Annotated in this window: 18 protein-coding genes, 1 pseudogene and 1 riboswitch; of the genes and pseudogenes, 11 read left to right on the forward strand and 8 right to left on the reverse strand. The window is 72.9% G+C overall.

Annotated elements, in window-relative coordinates:
* Positions 1-118 precede the first annotated feature (118 nt).
* The 5 genes and pseudogenes from ACFXDE_RS26915 to ACFXDE_RS26935 form a co-directional block, all read right to left on the reverse strand.
* A pseudogene (locus ACFXDE_RS26915) lies at positions 119-709 on the reverse strand (steroid 3-ketoacyl-CoA thiolase); the annotation flags it as partial.
* 173 nt (positions 710-882) lie between these two features.
* Complete coding sequence (locus ACFXDE_RS26920; protein WP_380497282.1) at positions 883-1935, reverse strand: serine hydrolase domain-containing protein; 1053 nt, start codon at positions 1933-1935, stop codon at positions 883-885.
* 187 nt (positions 1936-2122) lie between these two features.
* The gene (locus ACFXDE_RS26925; protein ID WP_380497334.1) at positions 2123-2998 is read right to left on the reverse strand and encodes a glycoside hydrolase family 19 protein; all 876 of its coding nucleotides are present in this window, start codon (positions 2996-2998) and stop codon (positions 2123-2125) included.
* A 159-nt stretch (positions 2999-3157) separates the two neighbouring features.
* Complete coding sequence (locus ACFXDE_RS26930; protein ID WP_380497283.1) at positions 3158-3571, reverse strand: HIT family protein; 414 nt, start codon at positions 3569-3571, stop codon at positions 3158-3160.
* Between the two features lie 153 nt (positions 3572-3724).
* Entirely contained in the window at positions 3725-4420 is a 696-nt protein-coding gene (locus ACFXDE_RS26935; RefSeq protein ID WP_380497284.1) for an MSMEG_1061 family FMN-dependent PPOX-type flavoprotein, read from the reverse strand.
* Positions 4421-4548: 128 nt separating this feature from the next.
* Here ACFXDE_RS26935 and ACFXDE_RS26940 point away from each other — a divergent pair, with 128 nt between their 5' ends.
* Positions 4549-4863 (forward strand): antibiotic biosynthesis monooxygenase family protein, encoded by a 315-nt coding sequence (locus ACFXDE_RS26940; protein WP_380438915.1) that lies wholly within the window; start codon positions 4549-4551, stop codon positions 4861-4863.
* A gap of 97 nt (positions 4864-4960) precedes the next feature.
* Here the strand turns inward: ACFXDE_RS26940 and ACFXDE_RS26945 are convergent, their stop codons facing one another.
* Positions 4961-5206: an SCO4226 family nickel-binding protein gene (locus tag ACFXDE_RS26945; RefSeq protein ID WP_380438917.1), complete on the reverse strand. Its 246-nt coding sequence runs from the start codon at positions 5204-5206 to the stop codon at positions 4961-4963.
* A 239-nt stretch (positions 5207-5445) separates the two neighbouring features.
* A riboswitch (FMN riboswitch) is annotated at positions 5446-5573 on the forward strand.
* Between the two features lie 210 nt (positions 5574-5783).
* Here ACFXDE_RS26945 and ACFXDE_RS26950 point away from each other — a divergent pair.
* The 10 genes from ACFXDE_RS26950 (at position 5784) to ACFXDE_RS26995 (ending at position 14811) form a co-directional block, all read left to right on the forward strand.
* A complete protein-coding gene (locus ACFXDE_RS26950) occupies positions 5784-6533 on the forward strand; it encodes a riboflavin synthase (protein ID WP_380497285.1) in 750 nt (249 codons plus the stop codon).
* A gap of 56 nt (positions 6534-6589) precedes the next feature.
* Positions 6590-7177 carry a nicotinamide mononucleotide transporter family protein gene (locus tag ACFXDE_RS26955; RefSeq protein ID WP_359963820.1) on the forward strand — a complete coding sequence of 196 codons (588 nt, stop codon included), beginning with the start codon at positions 6590-6592 and terminating at the stop codon, positions 7175-7177.
* The gene (locus tag ACFXDE_RS26960) at positions 7174-8457 is read left to right on the forward strand and encodes a bifunctional 3,4-dihydroxy-2-butanone-4-phosphate synthase/GTP cyclohydrolase II (RefSeq protein ID WP_380497286.1); all 1284 of its coding nucleotides are present in this window, start codon (positions 7174-7176) and stop codon (positions 8455-8457) included. The genes ACFXDE_RS26955 and ACFXDE_RS26960 overlap by 4 nt, the downstream gene beginning before the upstream one ends.
* Positions 8458-8518: 61 nt before the next feature.
* On the forward strand, positions 8519-8992 hold the full coding sequence (ribH, locus tag ACFXDE_RS26965; protein WP_380438923.1) for a 6,7-dimethyl-8-ribityllumazine synthase: 474 nt from the start codon (positions 8519-8521) through the stop codon (positions 8990-8992).
* 208 nt (positions 8993-9200) lie between these two features.
* Positions 9201-9473, forward strand: a complete 273-nt coding sequence (locus tag ACFXDE_RS26970; protein WP_030242547.1) for a phosphoribosyl-ATP diphosphatase — start codon at positions 9201-9203, stop codon at positions 9471-9473.
* A gap of 50 nt (positions 9474-9523) precedes the next feature.
* Entirely contained in the window at positions 9524-10372 is an 849-nt protein-coding gene (hisG, locus tag ACFXDE_RS26975; protein WP_380497287.1) for an ATP phosphoribosyltransferase, read from the forward strand.
* Between the two features lie 153 nt (positions 10373-10525).
* Complete coding sequence (locus ACFXDE_RS26980; protein ID WP_380438927.1) at positions 10526-10966, forward strand: PH domain-containing protein; 441 nt, start codon at positions 10526-10528, stop codon at positions 10964-10966.
* Positions 10967-11212: 246 nt separating this feature from the next.
* Complete coding sequence (locus ACFXDE_RS26985; protein ID WP_380497288.1) at positions 11213-12553, forward strand: hemolysin family protein; 1341 nt, start codon at positions 11213-11215, stop codon at positions 12551-12553.
* On the forward strand, positions 12550-13596 hold the full coding sequence (locus tag ACFXDE_RS26990) for a hemolysin family protein (protein ID WP_380497289.1): 1047 nt from the start codon (positions 12550-12552) through the stop codon (positions 13594-13596). The genes ACFXDE_RS26985 and ACFXDE_RS26990 overlap by 4 nt, the downstream gene beginning before the upstream one ends.
* A 174-nt stretch (positions 13597-13770) precedes the next feature.
* Positions 13771-14811 (forward strand): NAD-dependent epimerase/dehydratase family protein, encoded by a 1041-nt coding sequence (locus ACFXDE_RS26995; RefSeq protein ID WP_380497290.1) that lies wholly within the window; start codon positions 13771-13773, stop codon positions 14809-14811.
* 11 nt (positions 14812-14822) lie between these two features.
* Here the strand turns inward: ACFXDE_RS26995 and ACFXDE_RS27000 are convergent, their stop codons facing one another.
* On the reverse strand, positions 14823-16904 hold the full coding sequence (locus ACFXDE_RS27000; RefSeq protein ID WP_380497335.1) for an AAA family ATPase: 2082 nt from the start codon (positions 16902-16904) through the stop codon (positions 14823-14825).
* Positions 16905-17304: 400 nt separating this feature from the next.
* On the reverse strand, positions 17305-17862 hold the full coding sequence (locus ACFXDE_RS27005; protein WP_380497336.1) for a uridine kinase: 558 nt from the start codon (positions 17860-17862) through the stop codon (positions 17305-17307).
* Positions 17863-17951: the final 89 nt, after the last annotated feature.

Consider the following 17951-nt stretch of genomic DNA (forward strand, 5'->3'; position numbering starts at 1 on the left):
GGGAGCCACCAACGTTCTACGGGCAGGGCTTGTCCGTCGCAACGCCCGCCAGGGTTAGCGAGAAGCCCCCGGCTTCAGCCGGGGGAGGAGTCACGGTCACGAGCCCGTTCGGGGTGGGGACCGGTGCGAGTTCGGCCGTGAACAGGCCGTCCGCGTGGGCCCGTGCCGCCTTGGCGTGCGAGTCGGCGGCGAAGGCGTCCATCTCCTCGCGCGAGATCGACCACTTCGCGGCGATCAGCTCGGCGCTGACGCCCTGCGGGACCAGCCCGCCGGGGTAGCGGGCGGCGACGGACGCGCCGAACGGATCGGCGCCGGGCGGCACGTTGGACCACATCGGCACGCGGCTCATCGACTCGATCCCGCAGGCGACCACCACGTCGTAGTAGCCCGCGATCACGCCCTGCGCGGCGAAGTGCACCGCCTGCTGGGAGGAGCCGCACTGCCGGTCGACCGTGGTCGCCGGGACGGAGTCCGGGAACCCGGCCGCGAGCCACGCGTAGCGGGTGGTGTTCATCGCCTGCTCGGCGACCTGGTCGACGCAGCCGCCGATCACGTCGTCGACCAGGGCCGGATCGATGCCGCTGCGCCCGATCAGGGCCTGGAGCGTGTGCGCGAGCAGCTCGACCGGGTGGACGCCGGCCAGCGAGCCTCCCGGCTTGCCCTTGCCGACGGGGGTGCGGACGGCTTCGACGATCACGGCGTCACGCATGACGGCCGCCCTTCTTGGGTGTTGGGGACCTGAGAGGGTAGTTGGAAAAGCGAACTCACTATAGATCTAGTGAGTTCGAGAATCCAACCCTCTCGGGCTCGTCGCCGCCTCGCCGCTACCGCTTCGTCGCCGCCTCTCCGCTTCCGCCTCTCCGCTTCGGCTCCCCGCGCCGGCTACACCGCCGCCGCGAACTCGTTCTGCAACCTGCGCAGCAGCGCCGTCCCCGCCGAATCGGCCGACCGCCCGCTGTTGACCAGGACCACCACCCCCACCTGCTTCTCCGGATCGAAGGCGACGAAGGACCGGAACCCGCCCGTGCCGCCGTTGTGCCAGATCTGGAGGTGACCGCCCTGCTGGCTGTGCAGGCGGTGGCCGAGCCACCCCAGGTGCATCCAGGCGAACGGGTTGACGCGGTGCCGCACCTCCCTGGTGAGCGAGACCGCGGGCGCCCGCGGCCCGTCCGGCTCGCGGCCGGCGGCCAGCTGGGCCCGCAGGAGTATCGAGAGGTCGGCGGCGGTCGAGCGGAGCGCCCCCATGCCTCCCAGGTCGGCGAGGTCCCAGTACGGCACCGGCCGTGCGGCCGCCGAGTGCCCCCGGGCGAGCCGGTCGGAATGCTCCTCGCCGGGCGTCACGACGGTGTCCCCGAGCCCGAGCGGCACGCAGACCTCGCGGCGCACCAGCTCCTCGTACCCGACCCCGGCCCGCTCGGCCAGCGCGAGACCGAGCAGCCCGGCGCCGAGGTTGGAGTAGCGGAAGCTGCGCCCGGGCGTCGAGCGCAGCTTGGTGCGGCCGAGCCCGGCGAGGACGTGCTCCGCCGTGCAGTGCGCGTACGGATCGGACCGGCGCGAGGTGAACAGACTGGCCACCAGGACGCCCCGGGGCAGGCGGGGGAGTCCCGAGGTGTGCGTGGCGAGGTCCTTCAGGGTGATCTCCCGCCCGCCCCGGACGGGGAGCGCGGTGCCGCCGGGGAGCAGTGCAGTGACCGGCTCCTCCAGCGCGGTGGAGCCGTCGAGCACCATCCGGGCGAGCGCGAGCGAGGTGAACACCTTGGTGACGGAACCGATTTCGAACAGCGTGCGCGGTCCGGGCGCGCCGCCGCCCGGACCGGTGCGCCCGGCACCGTGGATCTCCACGGCGCCGCCGGCCAGCCCGGCGACCACCGCGCCGACGTGCTGGCCCGCGAGCCGGTCGGCCGTCCGCTGGACGAGGCAGGCGAGTTCGTTCATGACTGTGAGCCTAGGCCCGCCCACCTGCCGATTCGTCAGCCCTCATGGTGATCTGCGCCGCCTCCCCGTGCGTCCCCGGGAGTACGCCCCGCTGCGCTCGCCGAAGTACGGGCGAAGTACGGGCGGAATGCGAGGCGACGTACGGGCGGGGCGACGTACGGGCGAGGCGGCGTACGGGCGGGGCGCGTCAGCAGGTCAGGTTCGCCCCCGGATCCACGCCGAGGAGCTGCGCGAACCCCTGGTAGAGGCTGACCCGGTGCTGCATCTGCGCCGGGTTGTTGCCGTTGCACTCCAGCGTGCCGTTGATGCTGCGGATCGTCTCGCCGAAGCCGGCGCCGTTGACCATCGCGTCGTGCGCGGTCATGGTGCCCGGCCCGTTCTGGGTGTTCCAGTACCAGAGGCCGGTCTTCCAGGCGACGGCCGGATCGGTCTCCACCAGGCCCGGACTGTCCAGCAGGTCGATCCCGAGCGAGTCCCCGGCGGCCTTGTAGTTGAAGTTCCAGCTGAGCTGGATCGGCCCGCGCCCGTAGTACGCGGCCTGCCCGGCCGGGCACCCGTACGGCTGCGAAGCGTCGCAGTAGTGCGGGTAGTTGGCGGTGTTCTGCTCGACGACGTAGACCAGTCCGCCGGTCTCGTGGCTGACGTTGGCGAGGAACGCGGCGGCCTCCTGCCGGCGGACGGTGTCGCTGCCGGTGGTGGTGAAGCCGGGGTAGGCGGGGAGCGCGTCGAGGAGGCCCTGGTAGGTGTAGAAGGGGTTCCGGTTCGGGAACATCTGCTCGAACTGGGCCTGGCTGACCGGGAATCCGCCCGGACCGGGCTGGGTGGGGGTCGGTGTGGGCGACGGGTCGCCGGAGCCGCCGCAGGCGCCCTGGTCGGACCAGACTCCGGAACCGCCGGTACTGGGCGGCTCGTTCTGAGTCCACCACTTGGCGGTCCAGTTGTGCCCGCCGTACGAGACGGCGGCTCCGCCGGTGTACACGGCCGAGGAGCTCCACGGCATGCCGCAGGTGGCGGCGCCGGCGCCAGCCGGGAAGAGCAGGAGGACGGCGAGTGCCGTCGTCATGGCGGAGAGCAGCGCGAATGCGCGTTTGACTGACACGTCATCACCCTCGGTGCAGTGGGGGAGTTGTGGGGGTGATGACGACTGAACCGCTATGGTCTATACCTGTCAAGGGGTTTGGTCAAAGGCGCTTACGAAATCCGACAGGGGCCCCGCCCCGCCCTACGGCGCCAGTGCCGCCCGCAGCCGCGCCGCGACCTCGGCCGCCGCGGCCTCGTCCGGGTACGTCCCGCGAGGCCAGAAGAAGCCGCGCAGCCCGTCCTTCGGATTGCGCGGCACGACGTGGACGTGGAGGTGCGGCACCGACTGGCTGATCCGGTTGTTCGCCGCGACGAAGCTCCCGGCCGCGCCCAGCCCGCGCTCCACGGCGGCGGCCACCCGCTGGACCCGCAGGAAGAACGGCCCGACGTCGGCGGCCGGCAGGTCGGCGAGGGTGCGGTGGTGGGTGCGCGGGACGACGAGGACGTGCCCGGGGAAGAGCGGTCGCCGGTCCAGGAATGCCACCGCCGCCTCGTCGTCCAGCACCCGGTGCGCGGGCTCGGTGCCGGCGACGACCGCACAGAAGACGCAGTCCATCCGCCCATTCAACCCGCCGCCCGCGGCCCGGGCACCTCCACCGCGCGAACGGACGCAGGAGGAGCGAACCGGCGCGAACCAACGTGCACCAACGTGAACCGGCGCGGACGGATGCCGGCCGACGCGGACGGACAGGCCGGGCTCCGGCAGCCCCTACTCGTACCGGTACTGCAGCGCGTCCCGCTCGTCCTGCTCGATCATCTCGATGGTCAGCCCGCCGTCCCGCAGGTGCGAGAGCGTGACCGCCGCCGAGCTCGGCTGCGCGTCCTTGGCGAGCCAGTTCTCCGGCTTCCACGCCGAACCGCGCAGGAACGACTTCGGGCAGTGCGCGTACACCTCCTCGACGCCCACGACGATCGCGCTGCGCGGCGGCTTGCCGACGGCCGTCAGCCGGCGCAGCAGCTCCGGGTCGGTGGACACGCAGGCCCGCCCGTTGACGCGCAGGGTGGTGTCCCGCCCGGGGACGACGAAGAGCAGCCCGACCCGGCCGTTCTCCAGGATGTTGTTCAGGGTGTCCAGGCGCTTGTTGCCGGTGGCGTCCGGTATGGCCAGCGTGTACTCGTCGAGCACCGAGACGAGCCCGGCCGGCCCGCCGCGGGGCGAGACGTCGCAGCGGCCCTCGGCGTCGGAGCTGGCCACGAAGACCATCGACGAGCAGGCGATCAGCTGCCGCGCGACCTCGTGCAGCCGGTCCACCTGCTTCTGGCGCGCCCGTTGGCCGGGCTGTTCGTAGACCTCGCGCAGCTGCTCGGCGGTGCGCAGGGCACCGGCGTCGAGCGCGGCGAAGAGGCCGTGCGGCTCGTCCTGCCCGGCGGTTGACGGAAGGGAGGTTTCCGATGTGCTGGTCATACCGGCGAATCTAGCCGGGCGGGTCAAGGCACCGGCCGGGGCGAATCCGAGTCCACCCCTCCCCACCAGCGCTTTTCCGCCGATTCCGCTGATAATGGGGCCAAGGACTTCCGCGGGAGGTGGTGGTCGTGATCGTCAGGATCTGGGCCGGGCAGGTCATGGCCGGGCGCGTCGAGGAATTCTGCACGCTGCTCACGACGAAGGTGATCCCGCAGCTCGGCAGCACCGACGGCTGCCTGGGCGGCGAGCTGCTGCGCTCGGTGACCGAGGACGGGCATCGGGTGCTCGTGGTCAGCCGGTGGCGCGACGAGGAGGCCCTGCGCGGGTACGCCGGGCCGATGTGGCGGATCCGGCCGGTCTGGTCCGAGGGGGAGCTGAGCTACCTCGCGCACCCGCCCGTGGTCAGCCACTTCATGCCGATCGCCGCACCCGCCAGGCTCTGAGGCCCGCCGGGCTCTGCGGCCCGCCAGGCTCTGGGGCCCGCCGGGCTCTGCGGCCTGCCAGGCTCTGGGGCCCGCCGGGCCTTGGCGCTCGGCGGCTTCAGATCTGCAGCGGCACCGGGTGGATCTCGTCCGCCGGGTGGCCCGTGCGGGTGTGGACGCGCTGCACGGCCTCCTTGGACGGCGCGTCGGAGAGGCAGTACACCGTGCCCGATTCGGGGTCGGCCCACGCCTGCTCGAACCGCACGCCCTCGTCGCCCTGGACCGCCAGGTCGGCGTCGTGGGCCGCCTTGAGCTGGTCGCCGGTGATCCCGGCCATCCCGTGGTGGACGTCCATGAACTTCATCGTTCTCGCCTCCACAGCTCCGGACCCCGGAGCTTCCTCACCTTCCGTGAACACCCCCACCATCACCAGCCTGCGCCCCCACCCCGCCGACCACCACCGCACGGCCGCGCGCCCACGGTCGCCCCGCGATCACGAGCGCGCCGCGCATTCCCCGCCCTCACGTGAAACAGCCCACAGCGAAAGCCTCTCGCTGGCCTTGCGCGCGCCGTGGCACAATGACCGCAACAGCAGTGACGTTCAGCGCACTCCGGGGTCGGTGAAAATCCGAACCGGCGGTTACAGTCCGCGACCCGTCCGCAGCCAGCGGGCGGTTGACCAGGTGAAATTCCTGGACCGACGGTTAAAGTCCGGATGGGAGGCGTGTGCGGGCGGACGAAGAGCAGTACCCGTGGCCCCCCGGTGGTCCACGGGAAGGTGGACGGCGGGAGCGCACGCGCTTCCGTGCCGGGCGAGCGATCTCCCGGCTGCTGCGGTACCCCGGAGACGGGTGTGCCACCGGCTCCGTGCACCGGTGCCCGTCCGTGTCATCTCCCCTTGCCGCCCCGGAGTCCGCGCCCCAAGCGCGAGGAGAACCCGGGTGTTCACCGGCATCATCGAAGAGCTCGGCGAGGTCGTGTCGATCGAGGAGATCGGCGACTCCTCGCGAATCCGCCTGCGCGGCCCGGTGGTCTGTTCCGGTGCGCGTCACGGCGACTCGATCGCGGTCAACGGCGTATGCCTGACGGTGGTCGACACCCCCGAGCAACTGGCGGCCGACACCGGCGAGTTCAGCGCCGACGTGATGGCGGAGACGCTGCACCGCTCCAGCCTGGGCGAGCTCGCACCGGGCTCGCCGGTCAACCTGGAGCGCGCCATGGCGCTCGGCGACCGGCTCGGCGGCCACCTCGTCCAGGGGCACGTCGACGCGACCGGCAGGCTGCTGGCCCGCGAGCCCGGCGAGCGCGACGCGGCCGGTGAACTCCGCTGGGAGGTCCTGCGGTTCAGCCTCCCGGAGACCATCTCCCGCTACCTGGTGGAGAAGGGCTCGATCACCGTCGACGGCGTGAGCCTCACCGTGGTCGAGGCCGCCCGCGACAGCTTCACCGTCAGCCTGATCCCCGCCACCCTCGCGCTGACCACGCTCGGCGCGAAGACCGTCGGCGCGAGCGTCAACCTGGAGGTGGACGTGCTCGCCAAGTACGTGGAGCGGCTGCTGGAGTCCCGCACCCTGCCGAACCTCCCCAACCTCCCCAACCTGAACGGCCTGAACGGCCTGAACGGCCTGAACGGCCTGAACGGCCTGAACGACCTCGACACCGCGAACGAAACCACGGGGGAATCCAAGTGAGCTGGCTGAGCTCCGAAGCCTTCACCGTCCTCGGCGAGCACGTGAAGTGGGCCGACATGATCGGCAACGTGTTCGGCCTGACCGGACTCGCGCTCGGCTGGCGCCGCTCGGTGTGGAGCTGGCCGGTCCAGCTGCTCTCCGGCGCCGTGCTGATCGCCGCCTACCTGGGCGGCCACGTCCCGGGCCTGATCGGCAAGCAGCTGATCGTCATCGTCACCGCCGCCTGGGGCTGGGCCCAGTGGCAGCGCGGCCGCCGGGACACCGGCACGATCGCCGTGCGCTTCGCCACCTGGCCCGAGCGGGCGGCCCTGGTGGCCGGCACCGCCGCCGGGACGGTCGCGCTCGGGCTGCTGTTCAAGGCCTACCCGACGCTCTCCTGGAGCCCCTGGTCGGACGCCTACATCTTCGTCGGCACGCTGGCCGCGATGGTCGCCCAGGCGCGTGGCTGGCTGGAGTTCTGGTTCGCCTGGATCGCCGTCGACGTGGTCGGCGTCCCGCTCGCGTTCAACAGCGGCTACACCTTCTCCGGCCTCACCTACTCGATCTACTTCGTCCTGGTGCTGCTCGGCCTGCGCGCGTGGTGGCTGAGCACCCGTGAGCAGCGTCCCCAGTCCGCCACCGTCCCGCAGGGAGTCACCGCATGAGCCGCCAGAGCAGCTTGACGACCCGTCAGAACGACGGCGACGCCGACGAGTTCGTCCTCGACCCGGTCGAGCGGGCGATCGCCGACATCGCCCTCGGCCGCGCCGTGATCGTGGTCGACGACGAGGACCGCGAGAACGAGGGCGACATCGTCTTCGCCGCCTCCGCCGCGACGCCCGAGCTGATGGCCTTCACCATCCGCTACAGCTCCGGCGTGATCTGCGCCCCGATGACCGGCGACGAGCTCGACCGGCTCAAGCTGCCGCCGATGACGCAGGTCAACGAGGACCGCAAGGGCACCGCGTACGCCGTCTCGGTGGACGCCCGCGAAGGGGTCGACACCGGCATCTCCGCCGCCGACCGCGCCCGCACCGTCCGCCTGCTGTCCTCGGCCGGCACCGAGCCCGGCGACCTCACCCGCCCCGGCCACGTCTTCCCGCTGCGCGCGGTCGAGGGCGGCGTGCTGGTCCGCCCCGGCCACACCGAGGCCGCGGTCGACCTGGCCCGGCTCGCCGGGCTGGCGCCGGCCGGCGCGATCGCCGAGGTGGTCAACGACGACGGCACCATGGCCCGCCTGCCCGAACTGGTCGCCTTCGCCCGCGAGCACGGCCTCGCGATCATCTCCATCGAGGACCTGATCGCCTACCGCCGCCGCACCGAGCTGCACGTCGACCGTGCCGCGACCACCGCCCTGCCCACCGTCCACGGCGAGTTCACCGCCGTCGCCTACAAGGGCACCATCGACGGCGTCGAGCACATCGCCCTGGTCGCCGGCGGACTCGGGCCGGACGGGCGGCTGCCGGAGGGCGAGGACGTGCTGGTGCGCGTCCACTCCGAGTGCCTCACCGGCGACGTCTTCGGCTCGCTGCGCTGCGACTGCGGCCCGCAGCTGGAGGCCTCGCTGCGCCGGGTCGCCGAGTCCGGCCGCGGCGTCGTCCTCTACCTGCGCGGGCACGAGGGCCGGGGGATCGGCCTGGCCCACAAGCTGCGCGCCTACGAGCTCCAGGAGCAGGGGCGGGACACCGTCGACGCCAACCTCGACCTCGGTCTGCCGGCCGACGCCCGCGACTACAGCATCGGCGCCCAGATGCTCGTCGACCTCGGCGTGCGCTCGCTGACGCTGCTCACCAACAACCCCGAGAAGCTCACCGCGCTCACCGAGCACGGCCTCAAGGTCAAGGGGCGTGAACCGGTCGAGGTCGCGCCGGGCGAGCACAACCTGCGCTACCTGCGCACCAAGCGCGACCGGATGGGCCACGACCTGCCCGGCCTCGGCTCCTGACCGCCCCGAGCCCACCCGCACCAACCCACCCGCACGACGCACAGGACAGGAAGTAGCGAACATGAGCGGCCACGGAGCCCCCGAGCTGACCATCGACGGCGCCGCCGACCTCAAGGTCGCGGTCGTCGCCGCCCAGTGGCACGACCAGGTGATGAACGGCCTCCTGGACGGCGCCCACCGGGCGCTCAAGGAACTGGGCGTCACCGAGCCGACCGTGCTGCGCGTGCCCGGCACCTTCGAGCTGCCGGTGGCCGCCAAGCGCCTCGCCGACCGCGGCTACGACGCCGTGATCGCCCTCGGCGTCGTCATCCGCGGCGGCACCCCGCACTTCGACTACGTCTGCCAGGCGGCCACCGCCGGCCTCACCCAGGTCAGCGTGGACACCGGCGTCCCGGTCGGCTTCGGCGTGCTGACCTGCGACAACGACGAGCAGGCGCTCGACCGCGCGGGCCTGCCCGGCTCCGCCGAGGACAAGGGCCACGAGGCCGTCACGGCCGCCGTCGCCACCGCGGTGACGCTGCGCGACCTCGGCTGACGCACGCGTCACCGAGCGCATCACCGATCGCGCCGGCACGCGCATCACCGATCGCGCCGGCACGCGCGTCACCGATCGCGCCGCCACGCGCGTCACCGAGCGCATCACCACGCGCGCACGGTCCCGGACCGTGGACGTCCAATGGACTGTCCACGGTCCGGGACCGTTTACCGTCGGTCCGCCCGCACGCCGTAAGGTGAGTCCCATCATGGCTTCGAAGACATTCGAGGAGCTCTTCGCCGAGCTCCAGCAGAAGGCCGCCACCGGCGACCCCTCGTCCTCCCGCACCGCGCAGCTCGTCCAGCAGGGCGTCCATGCGATCGGCAAGAAGGTCGTCGAGGAGGCCGCCGAGGTCTGGATGGCCGCCGAGTTCCAGTCGGACGAGCAGACGGCCGAGGAGGTCTCGCAACTCCTCTACCACCTTCAGGTGATGATGATCGCCCGTGGCCTGACGCTCGACGACGTCTACAAGTACCTCTAACAATCCGCTCCCACCAGCACCCCTCCCAACAGGTAAGGAACCGACCTCCCATGCTGCGCATCGCCGTCCCCAACAAGGGTTCTCTCTCGGGTCCCGCGGCGGAGATGCTCCATGAGGCCGGCTACCGCCAGCGGAAGGACCCCAAGGAGCTCGTTCTCGTCGACCCGAACAACGAGGTCGAGTTCTTCTTCCTGCGCCCGCGCGACATCGCCGTCTACGTCGGCTCCGGCCGCCTGGACGTCGGCATCACCGGCCGCGACCTGCTGCTGGACTCGCACTCCAACGCCGAGGAGGTGCTCGCGCTCGGCTTCGCCGGGTCGACCTTCCGCTTCGCGCGTCCCGTGGGCGTCCCGGTCGAGGACGTGAAGGGCCTGGAGGGCCTGCGCATCGCGACCTCCTACACCGGCCTGGTCGAGCAGCACCTCGCCGACCACGGCGTGAAGGCGACGGTCACCAAGCTGGACGGTGCCGTGGAGACCGCGGTGCAGCTGGGCGTCGCCGACGTGATCGCCGACGTCGTGGAGACCGGCACCAGCCTGCGCAACGCGGGCCTGGAGGTGTTCGGCGAGCCGATCCTGATCTCCGACTCCGTCGTGATCCGGCCGAAGGGCGCCGGCGAGGACCCGGCGGTGGAGCAGTTCCTGCGCCGCCTCCAGGGCGTGCTGGTGGCCCGCCGCTACGTGCTGATGGACTACGACATCCGCGCGGAGAACGTGAGCGCCGCCGTGGCCCTCACCCCGGGCCTGGAGTCGCCGACCGTCTCCCCGCTGCACACCGAGGGCTGGGTGGCCGTGCGCGCGATGGTGCTCCGCAAGGAGGCGCAGCAGATCATGGACGACCTGTGGGGCATCGGCGCCCGGGCGATCCTGGTCACCAACATCCACGCCTGCCGCCTCTGACCTCGCGTCCCGCGGGCCTCCGGTCAGCGCGCAGGTAAGCAAGGGTTGAATGGGGCGGGGACGCCGACCGGCGTCCCCGCCCTCGCGCTGTCCGCCGCCGGACAACCCCTGACCGAACCACCCCCGACCGAACCACCCCCACCGGAGATCCACGTGTCCACGCCCGTCGAGTACCCCGTCACCTGGGCCCCGCGCCGCACCCGTGCCGTGCTGCTGCCGGTCTGCGCGCTGCTGGTGGTGCTGTTCGCCGGGATGGCGCTCGTGCTCCCGGAGACCTGGCAGCTCAACGACCGGATCATGATGCTGTGCAGCGGTGTCGCGTTCGCGTGCGTCGGCCTGATGCTGGCCCGCCCCCGGGTGACGGCGGACGCGGAGGGCGTGACGGTGGTCAACTTCGTGCGCCGCCGCCGGCTGGCCTGGGCCGAGATCGTCCGGGTCAACTTCCGCCAGGGCGACCCGTGGGCCACGCTCGACCTGTCCGACGGCACCTCGCTGGCCGCCGTCGGCATCCAGTCCGGCGTCGGCAAGGCCCAGGCGATCGCCAACGCCCGCGCGCTGCGCGACCTCGTCGAGCACCACGCGCACGCCGCCTGAGCAGGGCCCGAACGCTCCTCCCGGAATCGAGCCGCGGCCGAACCGCGGCCGAGCCGCAGCCGAGCCGCGGCCGGATCGCGGTCGGATAACGGTCGAAACGGCTATGGTCTACGCTGGTAAAAGCGGGGCAAAGTTGCCGCCCCGCCCGACACGACCTGAGGAGTGACACTCCCCCTCGATGGACGATCCGTCCGGTAGTAGTACCTGCGCCGCCTCACTTCCGGCCCCCGGAAGGCAGGCGGCACTGTGATCACCGCCTGGCTGCTGTTGTTCGCGGCCGTCCTGCTCATCCTCGCCAACGGCCTCTTCGTGGCCGCCGAGTTCGCCTTCGTGACCGTCGAGCGCGGGGCGGTGGAGCGCGCCGCCGAGGCCGGCGACGCCAAGTCCCGCCGGGTCGCGCGGGCCCTGCGCCACCTCTCCTTCGAGCTCTCCGGCGCCCAGCTGGGCATCACCGTCACCTCGCTGGTGGTCGGCATGCTCGCCGAGCCGGCGCTGTCGACCCTGCTGAGCCCGGTGTTCGATGCCATCGGCCTGCCCGACGCGGCCGCCCACGCCACCGCCGTGATCCTCGGCATGCTGCTGGCGACCGTCCTGCAGATGGTGATCGGCGAGCTGGTCCCGAAGAACTGGGCCATCTCCCGACCGCTCCAGGTGGCCCGCGCGGTGGCCGCGCCGCACATGGCGTTCTCGCGCGCCTGCCGTCCGCTGATCAGCTTCCTCAACGGGGCCGCCGACCGCACGGTCCGCGCCTTCGGCATCGAGCCGCAGGAGGAGCTGGCGCACGCCCGCACCCCGGCCGAACTGGTCTCGCTGGCCCGGCACTCCGCCAAGGCGGGCGCGATAGACGAGGAGTCGGCGACGCTGTTCGTCCGCACCCTCGGCCTCGGCGAGCTCACCGCGGAGTCGGTGATGACGCCGCGCGTGGACGTCGCCGCGCTGCAGCGCGACGCGACCGCCTCCGACGTGGTCAACCTCACCCGGGCGACGGGCCTGTCCCGCTTCCCGGTCTACACCGACAGCCTGGACGAGGTCACCGGCACCGTGACGCTCAAGGACGCGCTGGCCGTCCCGGCCGTCCACCGCGGTCGGACCAGGGTCGCCGAGCTGGCCTCGCCGCCGCTCCTGGTGCCCGAGACGCTGCCCGCCGAGCGCCTGCTCGACCAGCTGCGCCGCCTTCAGCCGATGGCGATCGTGGTCGACGAGTACGGCGGCACCGCCGGCGTCGTCACGGTCGAGGACATCGTCGAGGAGATCGTCGGCGAGGTGCAGGACGAGCACGACCCGGCCGACAGCCCCGAGCTGGTCCCGCTGCCGCCCGTCGACGGCCGGCCGGTCTGGGAGGCCGACGGCCGCGCCCGGACCGACCAGCTGGAGGCCATCGGCCTGCACGCCCCGGACGGCCCGTACGAGACGCTGGCCGGCCTGGTCGCGGACCTGCTCGGCAGGCTGCCCCAGCCGGGCGAGCAGGCCCACCTGCCGGGCTGGCTGCTGACCGTGGAGGCGGTCGACCGGCACCGCACCAGCAAGGTCCGGGTGGAGCGCAGCACCGCGCACCCGGAGTTCGACGACGAGGACGGGACCCGATGACCGCGCTCCAACTGGCCGTCGCCCTCCTGCTCCTGCTCGGCAACGCGTTCTTCGTCGGAGCCGAGTTCGCGGTGATCTCGGTGCGCCGCAGCCAGATCGAACCGCTCGCCGAGGCGGGCCACAAGCGCGCCCGCACCGTGCTGCACGCGCTGTCGAACGTCTCCGCGATGCTCGCCGCCGCCCAACTGGGCATCACGGTCTGCTCGCTGGGCCTCGGCGCGCTCGCCGAGCCGACCATCGCGAGCCTGCTGGAGGGCCCGTTCCACGCGATCGGGATCCCGTCCGGCCTGATGCACCCGCTGTCGTACGGGATCTCGCTGGCCGTCGTGGTCTTCCTGCACATGGTGATGGGCGAGATGGTGCCGAAGAACATCGCCCTGGCCGGGCCGGAGAAGGCCGCGCTGTGGCTCGGCCCGCCGCTGGACCGCCTGGCCCGCTGGCTGGCCCCGGTGATCGGCTTCCTGAACGCCTTCGCCAACGGCGTGCTGAAGCTGTTCCGGGTCGAGCCCAAGGACGAGGTCGAGTCGGTGTTCACCACCGAGCAGCTGATGTACCTGCTGGTCGACTCCCGGGACGCGGGGCTCCTCGACGAGGAGCGCCAGGAGCGCCTGGAGGACGCGCTGGAGATGGGCCACCGGCCGGTCACCGACGTCCTGCTCAGGCCCGAGCAGCTGGTCACCGTGGACACCAAGGTGACGGCCGCGGAGGTCGAGGAGCTGGCGCTGCGCACCGGTTTCTCGCGCTTCCCGGTGACCGACGGGGACCCGGCCGGCCACGGCTACCTGGGCTACCTGCACCTCAAGGACATCCTCGACGTCGAGGACCCGTCGCTGCCCGTCCCGGCCCGCCTGTGGCGGCCCATCACGGTGCTGCGCGGCGGCCTCCCGCTGGACGACGCGCTCGGCGCGATGCGCCGGGCGGCCTGCCACCTGGCGGCCGTCCTCGACCAGGACGGGCGCACGCTCGGCGTGGTCATGCTGGAGGACGTCCTGGAGGAGCTGGTCGGCGAGATGCACGACCCCGACCACCGCTCCGTGGCGTAACGTTTTTTCGCCGCGTTCGGCCGCGCTCGGGTACGTTCCGCCACCCTCAGCCGCGTTCCGCCGCCGACGGCGGCCGCTTCGTCACCCGCTCCACCGGCGTTTCCGCTCTCGGCGATTCTGCCGACAGCAGGCAGCCGTTCCCATGCCGGCCACCCGCAGGACAGGGTGGTCGGCATGAGGCTTCTCTTGCTGGGTGGAACGAAGTTCGTCGGACGCGCCATTGCCGAGGAGGCGGTGGCACGGGGCTGGGAGGTGACGGCCCTCAACCGCGGCACGCAGCCCGCGCCCGAGGGCGTGACGGTGCTCCGGGGCGACCGCACCGCCGAGGGCGGGCTCGACGCCCTGGCGGCGGGGGAGTGGGACTCGGTGGTGGACACCTGGTCCTGGGCCCCGGCGGCGGTCCGGGCCAGTGCCAGGCTGCTCAAGGACCGGGTCGGGCACTACGCGTACGTGTCCAGCTGCTCGGTGTACGACTACCCGAAGCCCGCCGCCGCCGACGAGTCCGCCGCGGTCGTCGAGGCCACGCCGGACGCCGCGGGCGAGGTGCCGTACGCCGAGGCCAAGCGCGGCGCGGAGCTCGCCCTGGAGGAGGAGTTGGGCGGGAGCGCGGTGTACTCCCGCGCCGGGCTGATCCTCGGCCCGTACGAGAACATCGGCCGGCTGCCGTACTGGCTCAACCGGATCGCCAGGGGCGGCCCGGTGCTCGCCCCCGGCCCGCGCGGGCTGCCGCTGCAGTACATCGACGCCCGCGACCTCGCCGCCTGGATGCTGGACGCCACCGCGGCGCGGCTCGGCGGCGCCTACAACCTGGTGAGCCCGCCCGGGCACGCGACCATCGGGGCGGTCCTGGAGGAGTGCGTCCGCGCCACCGGCTCGGACGCCGACCTGCGCTGGACGGACCCGGAGCGGATCGTGGCGGCCGGGGTCGAGCCGTGGACGGAACTGCCGATCTGGGTGCCGCCGGGCGACCTGCACGACTACCTGCACGACGCGAACGTCGACCGCGCGGTGGCCACCGGCCTGCGCTGCCGGCCGGTGGCCGAGACCGTCCGGGACACCTGGGCGTGGCTGGAATCGATCGGCGGCAGCGCGCCGCAGCGCAGCGACCGGCCCTTCGTGTGGCTCGACGCCGAGCGCGAGGCCGAGCTGCTCAGGAGCTTCGGGGGCTTCGAGGACTCCGGGGGCTCCGGGAGCCTCGGGAACCTCGGGAGCTGACCCGCGGGCGGTCAGTTCCGGCCGTCGATCAGCTCCCCGTACGCCTGGACGAGGTCCGGCAGTCGCAGCGTCGCCAGGTCCTCCCGGCCCGGCGGCTCGCGCAGCAGCGAGAGCCGCAGGTCCCGGTAGGCGCAGGACTTCTCGTACAGGGTGCGGATGAAGCGGCCGTTGCCCAGTTCGTCGATCCAGCCCTCGCGCACCACGTGGGTGCAGATGCTGGCCAGCTCCTCGGCCGCGTCCTCGTCCCAGCCGTCGCCGTCCCGGCCGGCCAGCGCCGCGCCGATCGCGGTCAGCTCGCCGGGGCGGTAGCTGGGGAAGTCGACCCGGGTGGTGAAGCGGGAGTTGAGGCCGGGGTTGGTGGCGAGCAGCCGGTTCATGCCCTCGGGGTAGCCGGCCAGGATCACCACCAGCCGGTCGCGGTTGTCCTCGGCGCGCTTGAGGAGCACCTGGAGCGCCTCGTCGCCGTACGCGTCGCCCTTGGTGTAGCCGGAGTTGGAGAGGCTGTACGCCTCGTCGATGAAGAGCACGCCGTCCAGCGCGGAGTCGATCAGCTCGTTCGCCTTGACGGCGGTCTGGCCGAGGAACTCGCCGACCAGGTCGGCCCGTTGCGCCTCGACCAGGTGGTCGCCGGAGAGCAGGCCGAGGGCGTGGAAGACCCGCCCGAGGATCCGGGCGACGGTGGTCTTGCCGGTGCCCGAGGGGCCGGAGAAGACGAAGTGCCGCTTGGGGGGCTGGACCGGCAGGCCCTGCTCGGCGCGGAGCCCTGCCATCCGCAACTGTGCCGACAGCGCCCGCACTTGGCGCTTGACCGGCTCCAGGCCCACCATCATGGCGAGTTCGGACAGGGCGGCGTCCAACTCGCGCTCGCCGCCCGCCTGCTGGGATCCGGCGGACGGGGCGATCCGGGGCAGCGCCTCGCCGCGGAGCGGGAGCGGCACGACGGGCACGATGGGCGCCACGGGCGTGGCGGGCCCGGCCGGTCCGGTCGGCCCGGCCGATCCGGAGCGCTCGCCGGCGGCCTGCGGCGGGGCGTCCGTCGGTGCGGCCTCCTCGGCGTACCCGCCGCCGCTCGGATAGCCGGGCCCCTGGCCGTACGCGTCCTGGTACTCGACGTCCTCGGGAGAACGGGCGTCCGGAGAAAGGGCGTCCGGAGAAAGGCCGTTGGGGGAGAAGCCGTCGGGGGAGAGGCCGCTCGGAGCGAGCCCGTTCGACGGAAGCCCGTTCGAGGGAAGCCCGTTGGGAGAGAGCTCGTCCGGCGCGAACACCCCCGTCGACTGCACACCGGGCAAGAAGCCCTCCGGCGTCATCTCCTCCGGTGGGACGTCGTCCAGGTACGGCTCCTCCACGCCGCCCGGGCGCCCGCCCTCCAGCAGCCCGTCCGCGAGCGCGTCCTCCGCCGAGATCGCGGCCAGCCGGGCCGCGGTGTCCATGAACGCCGGATCGGCCCGGTGCACCGCCCGGTACAGCGGCAGCGCCGCCGCGCTGCGCCCGGCCCCCTCGTACGCCCGCCCCAGCCAGTACCGCAGCTCCTTGCGCTGCGGCTGCTCGGAGCGGCAGCGGGCCAGCGAGGCGGCCAGCGGGGCCTGGGCCTGGGCGCACATGTCCAGCCGGACCCGCGCCATGCCGGCGAACAGTCCGGCCTCGATGCCGAGCATCGGGTCGTCGAGCAGCCGGTCGGTGTCGCGGATCAGCTGTTCCCAGTCCTTGAGCAGGTAGGAGCGGCAGGCGTACAGGAACTGGGCGGACGGGTCCTCGCTGGGCGCCGGGCACTGCTCCAGCGCGCGGTCGAGCTCGGCCAGGTGTCGGCCGTCCAGCCAGTGCGAGGCGTGCGCGAGCGCGAGGTCGCGGGCGTCCTCCAGGACCGGCTGCACCCACCAGCCCAGCCAGTACCAGGAACTGAGCGGCCGGCGGTGGATCCGGCGCTGCTCGCCGAAGCGCTTCTGGTGGCGGTACATCGCGAGCAGGGCGGCCGGGGTGTCGCTGCGCAGGGCGTGCAGGCCGAGCCACGCGTCGGCCATGCCGGGGTCGAGCCGTACCGCCGCGCGGAACTCCTCCTCGGCGCGCGCGTACGCGCCCGCCGTGTAGGCGTCCATGGCGCGCAGCCAGGCCCGGTCGGCGAGCCGGTCCGGGCCGCCCGCGTTGCTGTCGGAACTGTCGACCGTCGTCACTCACGCCCCCCCGCGGTGTGGCCCGGGGCTCGGCCCGCGGGCCGCGTGCGCGGAGCCGGCCGGTGCTCGCAAGCCCCCGGGGCGCAGATGCGCCTGGTGCAAATCGTACCGGGGCCACGCTGATCCGGAAGGGTGCCGCACCGGTTCAAATGCGATCGTGCGCGCGGTTGTTGGGCACGTCGGGCGGTGGGGGAGCGCATTTCGCGACGGGCGCGGACGGCACCCCCGGCTCACGGGGGAACAAGCCGGGGATGCCGGGTCCACGGTGGCCGGAAGCTTTCGTTCCGGCGTCTGGGGAGAACTTAGGACGCGGTGACTGCGCAGGTCAAGAGCTTGTTGAAGGTTCACCCACGGTGCCCGGCGAGATCCGTCCGGTCACTCCGTCGACGCGCGTGCCGGCGTGCGGCCGGCTCGGGTCGGCGGCGAAATGCGCCGATTCGGCGCGTGCCCAGCCCACCCAGAATTCGGCCAGTTCCGGCCCGTCCCGTTCCTCGCCGCGGCGCCGGGCGGTGGTGGCGTCCAGGTCCATCCAGACGATCCGCGCCAGCCACGGCCGCACCTCCCGCCGCCCGGCCCCGACGCCCTCCACCAGCACCACCGGCGCCACCGGCACCGCGGCCGTGCCGGCGAACCGCCGCAGCGTCCAGTCGTACACGTCGTACGCGGTGTCCCGACCCGCCGCCAGCGGCTCCAGCACCTGTTCGCGCAGCCGCCCGGCCCAGCCGAAGGGCTCGGCGTGGGTGGCGAGATCGTCGAGGTGGATCACCGGGGCCCCGCCCAGCGCCCCGGCCAGGCGCCCGGCGAACGTCGTCTTGCCCGAGCCCGCGTGCCCGTCCACCGCGACCAGCCGCACCGGCCCACAGGACGGCGGCAGCGCCCGCAGCTCGGCGGCGAGGGTGGCGAGGGCGGCGACCGTGTCGGGGCTGCCGAGGGCGGCGACGGTGTCGGGGCTGCCGGGGGCGGCGAGGGCGC

The organism is Kitasatospora sp. NPDC059408, assembly GCF_042751525.1.
Classification (GTDB): domain Bacteria; phylum Actinomycetota; class Actinomycetes; order Streptomycetales; family Streptomycetaceae; genus Kitasatospora.

Bases quoted from the DNA above. Each gene is read 5' to 3' on its own strand.
- ACFXDE_RS26920 (WP_380497282.1), bottom strand. From the start codon at position 1,935: ATGAACGAACTCGCCTGCCTCGTCCAGCGGACGGCCGACCGGCTCGCG.
- ACFXDE_RS26925 (WP_380497334.1), bottom strand. From the start codon at position 2,998: ATGACGACGGCACTCGCCGTCCTCCTGCTCTTCCCGGCTGGCGCCGGC.
- ACFXDE_RS26930 (WP_380497283.1), bottom strand. From the start codon at position 3,571: ATGGACTGCGTCTTCTGTGCGGTCGTCGCCGGCACCGAGCCCGCGCAC.
- ACFXDE_RS26935 (WP_380497284.1), bottom strand. From the start codon at position 4,420: ATGACCAGCACATCGGAAACCTCCCTTCCGTCAACCGCCGGGCAGGAC.
- ACFXDE_RS26945 (WP_380438917.1), bottom strand. From the start codon at position 5,206: ATGAAGTTCATGGACGTCCACCACGGGATGGCCGGGATCACCGGCGAC.
- ACFXDE_RS26955 (WP_359963820.1), top strand. From the start codon at position 6,590: ATGATCGGCAACGTGTTCGGCCTGACCGGACTCGCGCTCGGCTGGCGC.
- ACFXDE_RS26960 (WP_380497286.1), top strand. From the start codon at position 7,174: ATGAGCCGCCAGAGCAGCTTGACGACCCGTCAGAACGACGGCGACGCC.
- ribH (WP_380438923.1), top strand. From the start codon at position 8,519: ATGAGCGGCCACGGAGCCCCCGAGCTGACCATCGACGGCGCCGCCGAC.
- ACFXDE_RS26970 (WP_030242547.1), top strand. From the start codon at position 9,201: ATGGCTTCGAAGACATTCGAGGAGCTCTTCGCCGAGCTCCAGCAGAAG.
- hisG (WP_380497287.1), top strand. From the start codon at position 9,524: ATGCTGCGCATCGCCGTCCCCAACAAGGGTTCTCTCTCGGGTCCCGCG.
- ACFXDE_RS26990 (WP_380497289.1), top strand. From the start codon at position 12,550: ATGACCGCGCTCCAACTGGCCGTCGCCCTCCTGCTCCTGCTCGGCAAC.
- ACFXDE_RS26995 (WP_380497290.1), top strand. From the start codon at position 13,771: ATGAGGCTTCTCTTGCTGGGTGGAACGAAGTTCGTCGGACGCGCCATT.
- ACFXDE_RS27000 (WP_380497335.1), bottom strand. From the start codon at position 16,904: ATGGACGCCTACACGGCGGGCGCGTACGCGCGCGCCGAGGAGGAGTTC.